Source organism: Clostridium sp. D33t1_170424_F3, from assembly GCF_015667585.1.
Classification (GTDB): Bacteria; Bacillota; Clostridia; order Oscillospirales; family Acutalibacteraceae; genus Anaeromassilibacillus.
Window position 1 is genome coordinate 88,254 of record NZ_JADPEG010000013.1, and the last position, 15,365, is coordinate 103,618.

14 protein-coding genes are annotated in these 15,365 nt (G+C 57.7%); 8 read left to right on the plus strand and 6 right to left on the minus strand.

Annotation, left to right across the window (positions count from 1 at the left end; translation table 11 throughout):
- Window positions 1–83: 83 nt before the first annotated feature.
- Window positions 84–1,064 carry a glycosyltransferase gene (locus I4V53_RS10250; protein ID WP_286167108.1) on the minus strand — a complete coding sequence of 327 codons (981 nt, stop codon included), beginning with the start codon at window positions 1,062–1,064 and terminating at the stop codon, window positions 84–86.
- Window positions 1,065–1,381: 317 nt separating this feature from the next.
- On the minus strand, window positions 1,382–3,133 hold the full coding sequence (locus I4V53_RS10255; protein WP_195985594.1) for a VanW family protein: 1,752 nt from the start codon (window positions 3,131–3,133) through the stop codon (window positions 1,382–1,384).
- An 870-nt stretch (window positions 3,134–4,003) separates the two neighbouring features.
- Here I4V53_RS10255 and I4V53_RS10260 point away from each other — a divergent pair.
- From I4V53_RS10260 to I4V53_RS10270, 3 genes are read left to right on the plus strand one after another with little or no spacing between them, the layout of a single operon-like run.
- A complete protein-coding gene (locus I4V53_RS10260) occupies window positions 4,004–5,137 on the plus strand; it encodes an MGDG synthase family glycosyltransferase (protein WP_195985595.1) in 1,134 nt (377 codons plus the stop codon).
- Window positions 5,134–6,258, plus strand: a complete 1,125-nt coding sequence (locus tag I4V53_RS10265; protein WP_195985596.1) for an MGDG synthase family glycosyltransferase — start codon at window positions 5,134–5,136, stop codon at window positions 6,256–6,258. Before I4V53_RS10260 ends, I4V53_RS10265 begins: the two co-directional genes overlap by 4 nt.
- 3 nt (window positions 6,259–6,261) lie before the next feature.
- Window positions 6,262–6,459 (plus strand): hypothetical protein, encoded by a 198-nt coding sequence (locus I4V53_RS10270; RefSeq protein ID WP_195985597.1) that lies wholly within the window; start codon window positions 6,262–6,264, stop codon window positions 6,457–6,459.
- Window positions 6,460–6,497: 38 nt separating this feature from the next.
- Here the strand turns inward: I4V53_RS10270 and I4V53_RS10275 are convergent, their stop codons facing one another.
- Genes I4V53_RS10275 through I4V53_RS10285 form a run of 3 tightly spaced genes read right to left on the minus strand, consistent with a single transcriptional unit; the run spans window position 6,498 to window position 8,105 of the window.
- Window positions 6,498–7,190 carry an aspartate/glutamate racemase family protein gene (locus I4V53_RS10275; protein WP_195985598.1) on the minus strand — a complete coding sequence of 231 codons (693 nt, stop codon included), beginning with the start codon at window positions 7,188–7,190 and terminating at the stop codon, window positions 6,498–6,500.
- Window positions 7,187–7,702: a GNAT family N-acetyltransferase gene (locus I4V53_RS10280; protein ID WP_195985599.1), complete on the minus strand. Its 516-nt coding sequence runs from the start codon at window positions 7,700–7,702 to the stop codon at window positions 7,187–7,189. Before I4V53_RS10280 ends, I4V53_RS10275 begins: the two co-directional genes overlap by 4 nt.
- Entirely contained in the window at window positions 7,692–8,105 is a 414-nt protein-coding gene (locus I4V53_RS10285) for a Fur family transcriptional regulator (RefSeq protein ID WP_195985600.1), read from the minus strand. The genes I4V53_RS10280 and I4V53_RS10285 overlap by 11 nt, the downstream gene beginning before the upstream one ends.
- Before the next feature lie 598 nt (window positions 8,106–8,703).
- Here I4V53_RS10285 and I4V53_RS10290 point away from each other — a divergent pair.
- The 5 genes from I4V53_RS10290 to I4V53_RS10310 are packed head-to-tail and all read left to right on the plus strand — an operon-like array spanning window position 8,704 to window position 14,678.
- Window positions 8,704–9,843, plus strand: a complete 1,140-nt coding sequence (locus I4V53_RS10290) for a cysteine desulfurase family protein (protein WP_195985601.1) — start codon at window positions 8,704–8,706, stop codon at window positions 9,841–9,843.
- A 25-nt stretch (window positions 9,844–9,868) separates the two neighbouring features.
- Entirely contained in the window at window positions 9,869–11,047 is a 1,179-nt protein-coding gene (gene thiI, locus I4V53_RS10295) for a tRNA uracil 4-sulfurtransferase ThiI (RefSeq protein WP_195985602.1), read from the plus strand.
- Between the two features lie 16 nt (window positions 11,048–11,063).
- Window positions 11,064–12,311: a competence/damage-inducible protein A gene (locus I4V53_RS10300; RefSeq protein ID WP_195985603.1), complete on the plus strand. Its 1,248-nt coding sequence runs from the start codon at window positions 11,064–11,066 to the stop codon at window positions 12,309–12,311.
- Between the two features lie 55 nt (window positions 12,312–12,366).
- The gene (locus tag I4V53_RS10305; RefSeq protein ID WP_195985604.1) at window positions 12,367–12,855 is read left to right on the plus strand and encodes a hypothetical protein; all 489 of its coding nucleotides are present in this window, start codon (window positions 12,367–12,369) and stop codon (window positions 12,853–12,855) included.
- Entirely contained in the window at window positions 12,852–14,678 is a 1,827-nt protein-coding gene (locus tag I4V53_RS10310; protein WP_195985605.1) for a serine hydrolase domain-containing protein, read from the plus strand. Before I4V53_RS10305 ends, I4V53_RS10310 begins: the two co-directional genes overlap by 4 nt.
- A gap of 235 nt (window positions 14,679–14,913) precedes the next feature.
- On the opposite strand, the gene I4V53_RS10315 is transcribed toward I4V53_RS10310, so the two are convergent.
- A partial coding sequence (locus I4V53_RS10315) for a hypothetical protein (protein WP_195985606.1) occupies window positions 14,914–15,365 on the minus strand: 452 nt, incomplete at its 5' end.

Here is a 15,365-nt window from a genome sequence, read left to right on the forward strand (position 1 = left end):
ACCGGCAAAAGAGAACGGGCGACGCTGCCTGCCGCGCACATCGGGCACGGCGGGACAGCATCGCCCGGAAAAACATTCTGTTTTCAGCGTACGGAAAAATCCTTTTCCAGCTTTTTATCCGTCGGCACGCAGACCACATCGGGGAGCTGCGGACAGGCGGCGTCAAAATTGTCCGCTGTATAATGGCGCATCGCGCGATTGATACGCTTCATATTGCTCAGACAGCCGCGCATGGATTTTCGATTCTTGTACAGGCGCAGTACATACCAGTAGCAGCACATGGAGGTCTTGCGGGTCAGTGCAAGATAGCTCTTTTTGTACTGGGCAAACTGGCCGCTTTTCTCCAGCGAAAGACGCACCATTGCCACCGCGCGGATAAAATCGTTGATCTTATTGGCGTTGATGGTCGCCAGCGTGCTGGTGCTGTGCTGATTATAATAGTAAAGCGGTTCGTCCAGTACCGCCACCCGGTCCACATGCGCAAATACCCTGTTTGCGGTCGCCATATCCTCAAATGCAATGCTCGGGAAGGTGATATCGTAATCCGTAAACAGGCTGCGGCGGTACATTTTATTCCACACCAGGCTTTGAATCTGGGTATCCCGCAGCAGCTTGTTCATGGCCTCTTCACGGGTCAGGACGCCGCTGCAGCGGAAGGGGTATTCAAACGTAAAGCCTGAGGTTGGGAAGCGGTAATAGTAGTAGCAACAGGCAATCTGCGCGTCGTTTTCCATGCAGGCCTGGTGCAGCCGCTCCAGAAAATTGGGCGCCACATAGTCGTCGCTGTCGATGAAGCAGATATATTCGCCGCGCGCCAGGTTCAGGCCCCGGTTGCGCGCCTTGGACATTCCTTTGTTTTCCTGATCGACCACGGTGATGAAATCGTATTTTTCTTCGAACTCTCTTAGTATGGCCAACGAGCCGTCAATTGAACCGTCGTTTACCGCGATAATCTCCCGGTCCTGAAAGGTCTGTTCCACCAGGCTGGTGAGACATTGTCGCAAAAACTTTTCCACGTTGTAAACGGGAATGACGATACTGACTGCCGGTGTTTTTGCCTGCATGTTCAGACAGCCCCCTTTCTATCACTTATTTCTATCCTGTTTTTCAATCTTTCGACGTCTTTATTCTTACAAATTCAGTGGGAATTGTCAAGCGTTCGGACAAATTTGGCTGCTTCCTTATTTTACCCAAAAGATAAAATCTTATAAAAATCATTTTTCTTCCATGCTGTTCGGAAAGCGCTCAAGAACCGGGAACCCGCAGTTGTTTTTTATTACATCAGAAAAATCACCGGATTTTCCACCTCTGAACGTAACAAAAAATCCTTCCTGCCGGGTTAACCGGAAGGCACTTAAAAGTCGGTAACCGTCGCTGTTTTTCAAACTGTAGGATTTACCTGCGTCTGTTGCTCGGGCGGAATGGCGTCCGGCGCGGGAGTGACGGACTGCGCCGCGTCTCCGCCTTCCGTAACGGGCGTTTCCGGCGTCTGTACGGGCGGCGTTTCCGGATTGACCGGCGTTTCTGCGGGAGGCGTGCTGCTCGGCGTCTCGGGCGTTGGCGTCGCCGGGGCGCTGGGCGTTTCCGCCGGAGGCGTACTGCTGGTCGGCTGGCCGTTGACCGGCTTGCCGCTGTCGTTGACCAGCGTCGCGGTTGCCGGATCGGTATCCGGCCCAATGGAATAATAAGCCGGCGCGGGGCGATAATACGAGTTCGGCAGTTTCTCTGTCTTAACCACCTTGCCGTCCTTATAATACACGCGCTGTGCGGCGGCGCGGTAACCCTCTCGGGCCTTGGCGTCCAGCCGCATGGTTCCCTTCGCCATGGATTTATCCACGGTATACTTGGGCGTACTGGTTGCCGGAATCACCTCCGTTTGCTGGGACGTGATCTCAATCTTGTCGTACTCCGGCGACTGGTAGCCGTAAATCGCCGCCGTAAGGGTCTTGCCCTCCATGGTTGTGTACAGATACATCGGGTAATTTGTCGTATTCTTGAACTTAAAATCCAACGCGCCGTAGCTGACCGCCGCATCCTGTCCGACGGGACAGTAGGTGGATTTGATCGAATGGCTGGAGCGCTCCACGATCTCGCCATTGGCGCGAAGCACCGCGCCGTAAAGTGTGGTGCTGGTCTGGCAGATGCCGCCGCCGTAGGACGGGACCAGCTTGCCGTTGACAATCGCGTTTGCCTGCAAATAGCCGTCGTCCTTGCTGCAGGCTCCTACTTTGTCAAAATAGGAAAAGGTTTCTCCCGGCCCCACGACCGTTCCGTTCATCGCCTGCATCGCAAGCTTCATATTGTGATTGCCGTTGCTGGTATTGGTGGACTTGGTGCTGTAGACGCCAATTTTCTTCATGTTGGCCTTGAGGTCCGCCGCTGTGACGGTGAAATGCTCTTCCTTGACCGGAATTGTGACGCTCCCTGTGCGCTCGTTTTTCAGCACGGACTCCACTGAGGCAGCCAGCGCATCCACATCCACCTGCCGGCCGTTCTGGCCCTCCGCAAAGGTGAAGGTTTCGCTGGACGCGTCAAAGCTTTTGACGGTCGCATTTTGTGCCGCCTGATTCAGTTCCTTTGTCAGCTCGGTCAATTTTTCCTTTAATCCGGTCATTTCCGGCGAAGCGGTGATGGAAAAAGTTTTCGGCTGGGTCTCCAGCTCCGCAATCATCCGGGCGCGCTCCGCTTCGTCCTCTTCGGAGCGGGCGTAATCGTATGCCTCCCGGAGCACTTCCTCCGTGTTGTATGTAAAGGTCAGATCGTCCTTTGTCAGCTCCCAGCTCTTGCCCTCATATTCCATTGTGACGCGGCAGTCCGCGCCGAGCGCCGGCTCCACATCCTTCAGCTTTGCGGCGGCCTCCTCCATGGTCATGCCGCCCAGATCGACGCCTTCCACGACGACGCCTTTATAAAAGGTATCGTCTGCCAGCTGCGACTGCGGCAGGCTCTCCGGCTGGGATTCCATCCCATCCGTGCGGAGCATGCCGATGCCCGCGCCCACCAGACAGATGATCGCGACCGCCGCCAATACGCAGCCGCCGATGATCCACCATTTCCTCTTATCGCCAACGGGCGCGCCGGAATAAATCTCGCGTCCGTTGTCCTGTTGATTTCTGTAACGATTGCCGCCCATATTGTTCCTCCTGTGTTGCGATCGGCCTCTATCGGATAACCCTTAAAGACAATTTGATACATTCTAATGTCTTTATATCATATATCCTTTTCCGCCAATTGTAAAGTTACAGCTTTATCACCAATCTGTCCCCTTTTTGATTGGATAACAGAAATTCCCCCTGTTTCTTGTTGAATCGCCTCCAAACTATGTTATAATAACCGCACGGCGTTACCAAAATCGGAGATTTTGACGCCTGGGCGAACATTGTTCCGTTGTGACGGAGGCTGCGCCTCTTCATGGAATAATAACCGCACGGCGTTACCAAAATCGGAGATTTTGACGCCTGGGCGAACATTGTTCCGTTGTGACGGAGGCTGCGCCTCTTCATGGAATAATAACCGCACGGCGTTACCAAAATCGGAGATTTTGACGCCTGAGCGAACATTGTTCCGTTGTGATGGAGGCTGCGCCTCTTCATGGAATAATAACCGCACGGCGTGACCAAAATCAGAGATTTTGACGCCTGAGCGAACATTGTTCCGTTGTGACGGAGGCTGCGCCTCTTCATGGAATAATAACCGCACGGCGTTACCAAAATCAGAGATTTTGACGCCTGGGCGAACATTGTTCCGTTGTGACGGAGGCTGCGCCTCTTCATGGAATAATAACCGCACGGCGTAATGAAGAGCAACGCTTCTGGTTACCTGGAAAATCTTACACTATATTTATGATCTGTTACGCAGATTTATCGTTTCCAATGGCCGGCCCGTTTCCATGCCCATAAACTTATGATGGAGGCTGCGCCTCTTTTATGGTATAATAATATTATCAAAAGCATTGTCGAAACAGATGAATGCCAGGATTTCAATTGTACATGGGAGGGATTCCGTGAAAATCCTGATACTTTCCGCCGCGACCGGCGGCGGGCACCTGCGCGCCGCCCGCGCCATCCAGTCATATATCCGGGAAAACGACCCGGACAGCACCGTCGAGGTGGTGGACGCGCTCAAGTGTGTCGGCACTCTGCTGGACAAGACCTGCTGCGACGGCTACCGCTTTCTGGCAACCAAAACGCCCAAAATATTTGGGCAGCTGTACCGCGCAACCAACGAGGAAAGCCCGCTGAACGCGCTGATGACGCACTTCAGTGGCCTGTTCGGTCTGCGCCTGATCCCCATGCTGCGCGAGCAAAACCCGGACCTTATCCTCTCCACGCATCCGTTCGCCACGGAGATGATCTCCCCTTTAAAGGAAAAGGGCGTTCTGTCCACCCCATTAATCTGCCTGATGACGGATTACGGCCCGCACCGCGCCTGGATCGCGCCGCGCGTGGACGCTTATGTCGTCAGCAACGAGGATATGATCCCGGAGATGGTGGAGATGGGCGCGCCGCGGGACAAGATCTATCCCTTTGGCATCCCCGTGGAGGACGTCTTCTTTGACCAGAAGGACAAGACCGCCCTGCTGGAGGAAATGCAGCTGGAACCGGGCGTGCCGACCATTCTGTTTATGGCGGGCAGCTTCGGCGTGTCCGGCATCATGCGGATTTACCGGGAAATCGACGCCCTGGACCTGCGTTTCCAGATCATTGTGATCACCGGCCGGAATGAAAAGCTCTACGAGGCGTTTCGGGAGGAGCTGGCGCACAGCGCCCGGCGGGCAAAGCTGATCTTTTTTACCAATGAAGTGGAGAAATATATGCACGCCGCCGACCTGCTGGTGACCAAACCGGGCGGGCTGACCGTCTCCGAAGCGCTGGCCTGCAATATCCCGCTGGCGGTCTTCGACGCCATCCCCGGGCAGGAGGAGGACAACGCGGACTTCCTGCTCTCTCACAACATGGCTGTGCGCCTGCATGCCGGAGAACGCTGCGGCACAACGATCCGCACGCTGTTGGAGGACAACCTGCGCCTGGAAAACATGCGGTCTTCCTGCGAGCGCTTCGACAAATCACAGTCGGGTGAAAACATCTTCTGGCTGATGCGCAGGCTGACCGAACCCGAAAGGAAGGATGCCCCTTGAAAATTTTACTGCTCTACGCTTCCGCGGGCGGAGGCCACAAGCGGGCCGCACAGGCGCTGGAAGCGTATTTAAACGCGCACCTGGCGGGCGCGGAGGTCCGTGTGGAGGACGCGCTCAAGTATGCCGGCAAGCTGGTGGATTCGATCTGCTGCGATGGCTACCGCTTCTCCGCCAAGCACGCGCCGGGCGTTTTCGGCACGCTGTATCGGACCACGAACAAGCCAACCCGGTTTGCCGCTCTTCTGCCCCGTATCAATGCCCTGCTCAGCAAAAAGCTGCTCGCGCTGCTGGAAGAATTCCAGCCGGACATCGTGCTGGACACCTACCACTTCGCGGGACAGATGATCTCCACCCTGAAGGAAAAGGGACTGACCCGGGTGCCACTGGTCAATATTCTGACGGACTACGGCCCGCATATGGCCTGGCTCGCACCGCACGCGGACGCTTTTGTCGTCGCTTCGGATGAAATGGCGGATCAGTTCGCACAGATGGGCGCACCGCGGGAAAAAATCCATCCCTTCGGCATCCCCGTCTTTGAAGAATTCTATGCGCAGGACGACAAGAACGCGCTGCTGCGGCAGATGAAGCTGGTTCCCGGGATGCCGACCGTGCTGATTATGGCGGGCAGCTTCGGCGTCAATCATATTCTGGAGGTTTACCGGGACATTGTGATGCTGGGCACCGACTTCCAGATCATCGTTATCACCGGGAAAAACGAAAAGCTGTACAAGGCGTTTCAAAAGGAAATCGACACGAGTCCCAAACGGACTGAGTTAGTCGCCTTTACCAGCGAAGTACACAAATATATGCACGCCTCCGACCTGCTCATTACAAAACCGGGCGGGCTGACCGTCTCCGAAGCGTTGGCCAGCGGCCTGCCGATGGCAGTGTTCGACGCGATCCCCGGGCAGGAGGAGGACAACGCAGATTTTCTGCAGCGGCACAACATGGGCGTGCGGCTCAAAAGCGGCGCAAGCTGTACCTTTGCCATCCGTTCCCTCCTGCAGGACCCGCGCCGGCTGGAGGAAATGCGGGACGCCTGCCGCGCCTTTGACAAATCGGACGGCAATCAAAAAATCCTGTCGCTCATTTTGGAGCTGACAGACGGGAAAAAGGAGTAACAAATGAAACTGCCAGATATTAAAATCAATCTGACCGGGTACGGCGTCATGGGCGTCATTGTGCTGGTTTTGCTGGTTCTTGACATTAAAGACGTCAACGCACCGGGCATCGGCCTGGACGTAGTGTTATTGGGCTTCATCATCTATATGATTTATAAGACCGTTAACAAAAAGCCGGGGAAAGACAACTCCGGCAAATAGTCAAAAACACGCAGGAACCAGCTGTTCCTGCGTGTTTTTTAATCTTGTATGGCCATACGCGCGGCGCTTTCCGCGTGGATCCGCGTTGTATCGAACAACGGGACTTTCGTATCCTCCTGCCGTATCAGCAGCCCGATCTCCGTGCAGCCCAGGATGACGCCCTGCGCGCCCTGTTCCGCCAGCCCGGCAATGATGCGCAGGAATTCCTGCCTGGATGCTTCCCGCAGTTTACCGAGGCACAGCTCCTGAAAGATTACGTCGTTGACGTATTTCCGATCCGTTTCGTCCGGAATCAGGACTTCGATGTTCTGTTCGGCAAGCTTCGCCTTATAAAACGCCTGTTCCATGGTATATTGAGTACCCAGCAGACCCACGCGGCGGACATTCTGGCGCAAAAGCGCCTGTGCCGTGACCTCCGCGATGTGCAGGAGCGGGATTTTGACTCCCGCGGCTACCTGGTCCGCCACCTTATGCATGGTGTTGGTGCAGATCAACACAAGGTCCGCGCCCGCACGCTCCAGCCGCTGTGCCGCGTCAGTCAGTATCCGCGCGCTTTTATCCCAGTCTCCGCTGGACTGGCAGGCCTCTATTTCCGCAAAGTCGACGCTGTACAACAGGCATTTTGCGGAGTGCAGCCCGCCCAGGGTCTCCTTGACAACGGTATTGATGATTTGGTAGTACCCAACGGTACTCTCCCAGCTCATTCCGCCGATCAGCCCGATGGTCTTCATTGGACATCCTCCTTCAGCAGCGCGTATAAGCAGGAATCCTGTATCACGCCGTTTTTATATACGCTTTTTCGCAGCGTGCCTTCCAGCGCAAAGCCCGCCTTTTCCAGCACCCGGCGTGACCCCCTGTTAAAAGCGAACGGTTCCGCGTGAATCCGCACAATATCGAACCGCACGAACGCCTCTTCGCAGATTTGCCAGACGGCGGCGCTCATGATTCCCTTCTTCCAGAACGGCTCCGCCAGCCAGTACCCGAGTTCGGCGGACCTGCGGTACACGTCTGTGCCAAGGAACACGCCGACGCTGCCGGCCGCTTCCCCATTTATAACAATGGCACGGGTCAATTGACGTGCGGAATCCTCATTTACACAGCTCTCGACGTACGCTTCCGCATCCTCATGGGTGTACGGATAGGGGAACGCATCCCGCAGGTTTGCCGCAATTCTCGGGTTATTGGCGTACCGGGCCACGCTGTCCGCATCTCCGGGCTTCCACGCTCTCAGTTCAAACTCCATGGGTATCTCCTCCCTTTTTCTCCGTCCCGTGCGCACACCGCGGACATTTTCCATAGATGGTCAGGGTATGACTCTCAATGGAATAGCCAGTTTCCCGCGCGATTTCCTGTTCCATGCCGGAAAGCGGGCAATCGCAGAGCTTGATTTTTGCATTGCAGCCGGTACACACCAGATAATGGCCGTGATGCGCCCGCGCAAAGGAGTACCGCACGACGCCGTCTCCGAAAACGTCCTTGTCCACCAGAGACGCCGCGGCGAATCGTTCCAGATTTCGGTAGATGGTGGACAAAGCCAGGGTGGGAAACGCCGCTTTCATCTTTGCGAAAAGCTCTTCCGCGCTCATCGGCTCGGTGGAGTGTTGGAGGATGTGAAGCAGGGCTTCACGCTGTTTGGTATTTTTCATAGCAGCGGCGGCTCCTTTCTGGGCCTGCGGACCTGCGGTCGGCACGGCCCGCTCTCTCCTGTTTCCGAAATCGGTTCCGCGCAGTTGCGGGACGGACGGGACCTGCTCCCGGGACCTGTGTTACCTGGCAAGCAACAAAAAGAAATATTTATCTTACAAATACAATGAGATTCTTCGTTTTTGAAACACATAAGGAACCATTTTCCATGGTTTAGAAATCAGGAAAAAGTGAACTTTATTATAGATACACTTTCGATGTATTTCATATACATCAAGAAAACCGTCAGATTTTCAGCCTTTGAACAGAACAAAAATCCTTTTCCGCCGGATCAGCCAGGAGGTATACAAAAAATAGCCGCCCAGCTCCTACACTAGCGGCTATTTTTAAGTCGTTTTGGGGCAACCGTTTACCGGCAGCGCCTTACATTTGCATTATAGCCTTCTTTTTTTCGGTTGTCAATCCACAGCGTTGGGTGCGGAGTAACCGCATTTCCTTTAAAAAGCTGCCGTACCGAACGCAACGCGCGCGTTGCCCTTGGCGGCGCGATGGTGTATAATAAAGATTATTTTATGAAAGAGCATCGGGAGGTCTTTACTTTTGCAGGAACATTATTTGGACAACTCCTCCACCACGCGCGTCTGTGAAGAAGCCGCGGCAAAGGTGATGGAGCTTATGACGGAACACTACGGCAATCCCTCCTCTCTGCACACGCTGGGCTTTCAGGCCGAGCAGGCGCTTACCGCCGCGCGGCGCAGCGTGGCGGCGGCGCTGGGCGCCAAAGAGGAAGAGATCATCTTTACCTCCGGCGGCACGGAGAGCAACAACCTTGCCCTGCTCGGCGCAGCGTACGCACGCCGCCGTTCCGGCGGCCACATTGTGACCACGGCGATTGAGCATCCCTCCGTGGGGAATACGGTCCGCCAGCTGGAAAAAGAGGGGTTTTCCGTCACCTGGCTGCAGCCCGACAGCTGGGGTCACATTTCTCCGGAACAGATACGGGAGGCCATTCAGCCCGATACCATTCTGGTCAGCATGATGGCGGTGAACAATGAGGTCGGCAGCATTCTTCCCATCGAGGCCGCCGCACAGGCCATCGCCGCCAAAAAAGCCCCCGCCCTGCTCCATGTGGACGCCGTGCAGGCGTTCGGCAAGCTGGACCTGAAGCCGGGCCGCATGAAAATCGACCTGATGAGCGTCAGCGCGCACAAAGTCCATGGCCCGAAGGGCGTCGGGGCGCTGTATCTGCGCAAAGGCGTGCGCATTGTTCCGCATTCATTCGGCGGCTCACACGAAAACGGGCTGCGCGCCGGTACGGAAGCCGTGCCGTGCATCGGCGGATTCGGCAGAGCGGTGGACGCGCTGCCGCCGGTCAGTGCCGCGCAGGAACACATGGCCGCGCTTTGCCGCGCCTGCCGGGAACGGCTTCTGGAACTGCCTGGCGTCATTCTGAACTCTCCCGAGGACGCGCTCCCCTGCATCGTCAACTTCAGCGCGGGAAATGTCCGCGCGGAAACCATGCTGCACTTTCTGGCTTCCAGGGGCGTGTATGTCTCATCCGGCTCCGCGTGCTCCAAAGGAAAGAAAAGCCCGGTGCTGGAAGCAATGAACCTGCCGAAGGCGCGCATTGATTCCGCCCTGCGGGTCAGCTTCTCCCGTTTTAACACCATGGACGACGTCGATGCTTTGATCGGCGCGCTGCGGGAGGGACTCTCCACCCTTGCCGTCCGTCCGCTCTGATTACAGGAAAGATAAGGGAAATGATATGCAAGAGATTATTTTGATTAAATTGGGTGAAATTGTATTGAAGGGACTCAACCGGCAGAGTTTTTCCGCCGCGTTGATCCGCAATATGCGCCGCCGGCTGAACCATCTGGGCCGGTTCCAGATCCGGGAGGCGCAGTCCACCATCTATGTGGAGCCGCTGGACGACTCCATTGACCTGGAGGAAGCCGCGGAGCTGGTCTCCAAGGTGTTCGGCGTGATCGCCTTTTCGCGCGCCTGCGTTGCGGAAAAAGAGATGCCAAAAATTCTGGAGGCCACGGCGGACTACCTGCGCGGCCAGCTGAGCAGCATCTCCTCTTTTAAAGTGGAAAGCAAGCGCTCCGACAAGCGCTTCCCGCTGAAATCGCCGGAAATTTCCGCGCAGGTGGGCGAATACCTGCTGGAGCAGTTCCCGAACCTGCACGTCGACGTTCACGAGCCGGACCTGATTGTCCGCGTGGAAATACGCGACTTCGGCGCGTACATTCACGGCCAGCCGCTGCCCGGCGCAGGCGGCATTCCGGTCGGCACCGGCGGCCGCGCCGCCATCCTGATCAGCGGCGGCATCGACAGCCCGGTTGCGGCATGGCAGATGGCCAAACGCGGCCTGGAACTGACCGCCGTGCACTTTGCCAGCCCGCCCTACACCAGCGAGCGCGCGGAGCAGAAGGTGGTGGAGCTGCTGGAAAAGGTCAGCCAATATGCTGGACGCATGTTCATGTTTACCGTCCCGTTCGCCAAAATTCAGGAAGAGATTATGGCAAAATGCCCGGAGGAATATTTTACGATCATCATGCGCCGCTTTATGGTGCGCGCGGCGGAGCGCATCGCCCGCCGGGAGGAATGCGAGGCGCTGATCACCGGCGAGAGCCTGGGACAGGTGGCCAGCCAGACGCTGCCCGCCATTGTCTGCACGGACGCGGCGGCCACGATGCCGGTCTTCCGGCCGCTGATCGGCTCCGATAAGAGCGAGATCGTCGCCACCGCGCGAAAAATCGACACCTTTGACCTGTCCATCCAGCCCTACGAGGACTGCTGCACCGTCTTCACACCCAAGCATCCGAATACCCGCCCGGACCTGCAAAAGGTACTGGAGGCGGAAGCGGCGCTGGACTGCGAGGCGCTGCTCGACGACTGCATCGCCCGCACGACGGTGCGCAAAATTACGCCATATCATTGATTGGGGGCATTTTTCTATGCACGCGGAAATCATCTCTGTTGGAACGGAGCTGCTGCTCGGACACACGATCAACACCGACACCACCTTTGTGGCGCGGGAGCTGTCCACGCTGGGCGTCGACCTGCTGTACGCCTGCACGGTTGGAGACAACCCGGAGCGTTTGCGCGCCGCGTTACAGGACGCGCTTTCCCGGAGCGAAATCGTCATCACCACGGGAGGGCTCGGGCCGACGGGCGACGACCTGACCAAGGAAACCATCGCCGAGGTGGCGGGGGTTCCGCTCGTCCTGCACGAGGAAAGCCGGCAGCGCATCGAAACCTACTTTAAACACCGTTACTGCGGGGAAAACCAGTACAAACAGGCCTATCTGCCGCAGGGCTGCACCGTTTTCCAGAACGACTGCGGCACCGCGCCCGGCTGCGGCGTTAAAAACGCGGACGGCAAAATCCTGATTATGCTGCCCGGCCCGCCTTCGGAGTTGGTTCCCATGCTGCAAAACCACGTTATGCCCTATCTGGCGGAGCTGTCCAACGCGGTGCTGGTCTCCCGCATGATCCGGGTATTCGGCATCGGCGAGGGCGCGGCGGAGGAAAAGATCGCGGATCTGACCACCGGCTCCAACCCGACCGTCGCCACCTATGCCAAGGAAAACGAAATGTTTGTCCGCGTGACCGCCAAGGCTTCCAGCAAAGAGGAGGCCGCCGCGCTCTGCGAGCCGCTGGTGCGGGAGGTCTGCGCGCGTCTGGGCGATTCCGTCTACGGTGTCGACGTGGAGAGTCTCGAAGAGGTGGTCGTCCGCCTGCTGGCGGAAAAGGGCCTGCACCTGGCCACGGCGGAGTCCTGCACCGGCGGTCTGGTGGCAAAGCGTTTGACAGATATTTCCGGCGCGTCGGAGGTCTTCTCCATGGGTGCGGTCACCTACTCCAACGAGATCAAAAGCCTGCTGCTCGGCGTGCCGGAGAACCTGTTCCCCGCCTACGGCGCGGTCAGCGAGCCCGTCGCGCGCGCGATGGCGGAGGGCGTACAGAAGAAATCCGGCAGTGAATTGGGATTGGGCATCACCGGCCTAGCGGGGCCGAACGGCGGCACACCGGAAAAGCCGGTGGGACTGGTACACATGGCGCTGAGCGACGGGAAACAGACCTGGGCGTTCCGCATGCCGCCCGTCGGCCAGGTGAAAAGCCGCGAATGGGTGCGTGACCGCGCCGCCAATTACGCGTTGGACATGGTGCGCCGCTATCTCTGCGGCCTGCCCATCGAATAGATCATATTTTTAAAACCTCTTTGGTTTGATTTTTCCGCGAGGGAGGGAATGACTGATGAACGCGGGACTTTTATTCTATCAGGCACGCCGCACCGCACTGTGCGAACAGGCGGTTAAAAAGCACGCGGCGCGCCTGCGGATCGACGTCGCCTCGGTGAACGCCAGCGCCAGAGCGGACGGCCTGTGCCGGGCGCTGGCCGCTTTTTTGAGGGATTATCCGCTGGTCTACCTGGTCGGCGCCGTGGGAGACGGCCGGCTGCTGAGCATACCGCCTGTCTGCCAGGCGCTGCACGTGCCGCTGAACGCGCGCGGTGAACCGGAGCGCGTAAAGCCGCTGCCCGGCTTTGACGCCGACGGCTACCTGCTGGAAAGCCGCACGCAGGCGATCCTGCTGCTGCCGGACCTGCCGGACGAGCTGAACATCCAGCTTCCGGGCGCGGAACGCCGCCTTGCGGAAAAATTCGGCCTGGAGCCGCCCAGGCCCAAGACAAAGATCAATTATGAAGAGCTGGTTGACCGCTCCTTCGCGGAGGCACGGTTATGATGGATTTCATTTCCCAGATGAAGATGGTGGACCTGCTGATGAAGCTCTTCCGGGGCGACATGCAGCATATTAATCCTTACCCGTTCACCCCGCAGAAACAGAAGAACATTCCCAGCGCGGACTCCGGCGGCCTGCCCCGCTCCACACCGGAGCGCGAGGGCGTTCCCAGCAAGCAGGTCCAGCGCTTTTTTGAAGAGCTGGACAGCTGTGCGGCGATCCATGTGCACAGCGCGATGGTGCTTCGCCACGGCAGGATCATCGCGGAGGGGAGCTGGAAACCGTATTCCGGCAGCTATCCGCATATGATGTTCTCCCTTTCCAAGAGTGTGGTCAGCTTTGCGGTGGGCTGCGCGGTGGAGGAAGGCCTCCTGTCCCTGGAGGACAAGGCCGTCAGCTTTTTTCAGGACAAGAACGCGCTGTTCCGCAGCCCGAAGATCAACAACATCACCATCCTGCACCTGCTGAACATGACCTCCGGCCTGAAATGCAACGAGGTCAATTCCGTGGTGGAAAAAGACTGGGTGCGCGGTATTTTGCAGTCCGACTGTGCGTTTGAACCGGGTGCGGAATTCAGTTACAACAGCATGAACACCTACCTGCTGAGCGCCATCCTCAACCGGAAAACCGGCATGGGGCTGGTGGAATACCTGACGCCGCGCCTGTTTGAGCCGCTGGGGATTCAGGACGTGCACTGGGACGTATGCCCGCTGGGCATCGAAAAGGGCGGATGGGGCCTGTGGCTGCGCATTGTGGACATGGCGAAGCTGGGCCAGCTCTACCTGCAAAAGGGGCGCTGGGTCGTGGACGGCGTGGAGAAGCAGCTCATCTCAGAGAGCTGGATTGAGGCCTCCACCAAAATGGACACGCCGACGCGCGAGGGCGACTATTCCACCGGCTACGGCTACCAGATCTGGAGCTTCGGCGCAAAAAGCGCGTTTCAGTTCAACGGCATGCTGGGCCAGTATGTGGTGGTGCTGCCGGAACGCGACATGGTCATTGCGATCACCAGCGGCAGTCCCAGCCTGTTTGCGGATGAGACTTGTCCCATCATTGAGAAATACTTTGGCGACGACGCTTCCGAGCTCTCTGAAACGCCCCTGCCAAACGATATCAAGGCGCTGCGCGCCCTGCGGGAAGCGCTGGGCCGACTGTATGCCATCCGCGAAACCGCGCCGAAGCCAAAGCGCGCGCCGCCGCTCATGGCGCGATTGCTGCGCCGGTTCGTTCCGGAAAAGGAAACGCCCCCGCCCGCTGTCCCGGACGCGGTTCGCCCGCTGCATCACAGGCAGTTTGCGCTGGAACCCAACAGCGCCGCGCTGATGCCGCTGATTTTGCAGTGTACCACAAACAATTTCGGCAGCAGCCTGACACAGATCGGCCTGGAATTCTTCCCCGGGGAATGCCGGATCACCCTCACCGACGGAGCGGATACCAATCCGATCGTCGCCGGGATGGACGGCACGCCACGCAGAGGCTGCGTCAGCCTGAACGGCGAAATCTACGCCGTGGGCTGCACCGCGCGCGTCACAGCAGACGAGGACGACCGCCCGGTGCTCAAGGTGTTCATCTGCTTTATCGAAACGCCGAGCGTGCGGATCATGAAAATTATACAGGTCAGCCCGGATCGGATTTTGATTCGGTTCGACGAGCTGCCCAGTGTAGAGGCCGCCATTGAAGTGCTGTTCTCCCTGGTTGCCGGCCGGGAATCGCAGGGCAGCCTGAATAAGCTGTTCCTCGACACCCTTGGCCAGCAGCGGCTGGACCAGCGCGTTGCGGAGGTTTCCCGCCCGCGCGTGCGCGGCACGTTGATAGAGCCGCAATAGCGCAAACGACGGATGCATTCCTTTTAAATACAGCATCTTCTGCAGGGGGAGACCATAAAACATAGAAAAACAGCGTTCCCCGCCAGCCTATAAAAGCTGACGGGGAACGCTGTTTTTTATAGACTTTCGGCCGAATGCGGACGCACAGCGTCTGCCACACCTACAGCCTCTTTTAAAGGAGGGCTTCTCTAAAAATCGGATGCCTCTAAGCTCTATTCATACAGAGGCGATTCTCTCAGCCGATGGTCACCACACAATGCTGCTGGGCTTTTTCACCCGCCATTGTCGTATATACGCCGGTGCTTTGGCCCGGTGCGCCGACGGCCCAGACTCTGTAATAGCAGTCGTTGCCAATCCTGGTGACGTACTGCGTCTTGAGCACATTGCCATTGCCCACGGTAAAGCTCGGGGCTGTATTGCTTCCGTTGACAACCGTCATCTTGAAGCAATAGGCGCTGCCTCTCTTCAGGGTGAAGTTCATCGTCGTGTCGGAACGCACGGACTTGTGGCCCATTACGTTCTGTGCCGCGCTGACCACCGGGTTCGCCGTTACAACCGCCGTACCGTCGCCGGAGGTATTGCCAGCCGGCTTCTTGCTGCCGGAATTGCCGCCGGAGGGCTTATTGGATGGCTTGTTGTCAGGTTTCGCCGGTTCTTCCGGCTTGTCTGCCGGAACCAGGCCGTCAT

What these genes read in the sequence shown, in the direction of transcription:
- I4V53_RS10250 (WP_286167108.1), bottom strand. Translation starts at nt 1,064, where the DNA reads ATGCAGGCAAAAACACCGGCAGTCAGTATCGTCATTCCCGTTTACAAC.
- I4V53_RS10255 (WP_195985594.1), bottom strand. Translation starts at nt 3,133, where the DNA reads ATGGGCGGCAATCGTTACAGAAATCAACAGGACAACGGACGCGAGATT.
- I4V53_RS10270 (WP_195985597.1), top strand. Translation starts at nt 6,262, where the DNA reads ATGAAACTGCCAGATATTAAAATCAATCTGACCGGGTACGGCGTCATG.
- I4V53_RS10275 (WP_195985598.1), bottom strand. Translation starts at nt 7,190, where the DNA reads ATGAAGACCATCGGGCTGATCGGCGGAATGAGCTGGGAGAGTACCGTT.
- I4V53_RS10280 (WP_195985599.1), bottom strand. Translation starts at nt 7,702, where the DNA reads ATGGAGTTTGAACTGAGAGCGTGGAAGCCCGGAGATGCGGACAGCGTG.
- I4V53_RS10285 (WP_195985600.1), bottom strand. Translation starts at nt 8,105, where the DNA reads ATGAAAAATACCAAACAGCGTGAAGCCCTGCTTCACATCCTCCAACAC.
- thiI (WP_195985602.1), top strand. Translation starts at nt 9,869, where the DNA reads ATGCAAGAGATTATTTTGATTAAATTGGGTGAAATTGTATTGAAGGGA.
- I4V53_RS10300 (WP_195985603.1), top strand. Translation starts at nt 11,064, where the DNA reads ATGCACGCGGAAATCATCTCTGTTGGAACGGAGCTGCTGCTCGGACAC.
- I4V53_RS10305 (WP_195985604.1), top strand. Translation starts at nt 12,367, where the DNA reads ATGAACGCGGGACTTTTATTCTATCAGGCACGCCGCACCGCACTGTGC.
- I4V53_RS10310 (WP_195985605.1), top strand. Translation starts at nt 12,852, where the DNA reads ATGATGGATTTCATTTCCCAGATGAAGATGGTGGACCTGCTGATGAAG.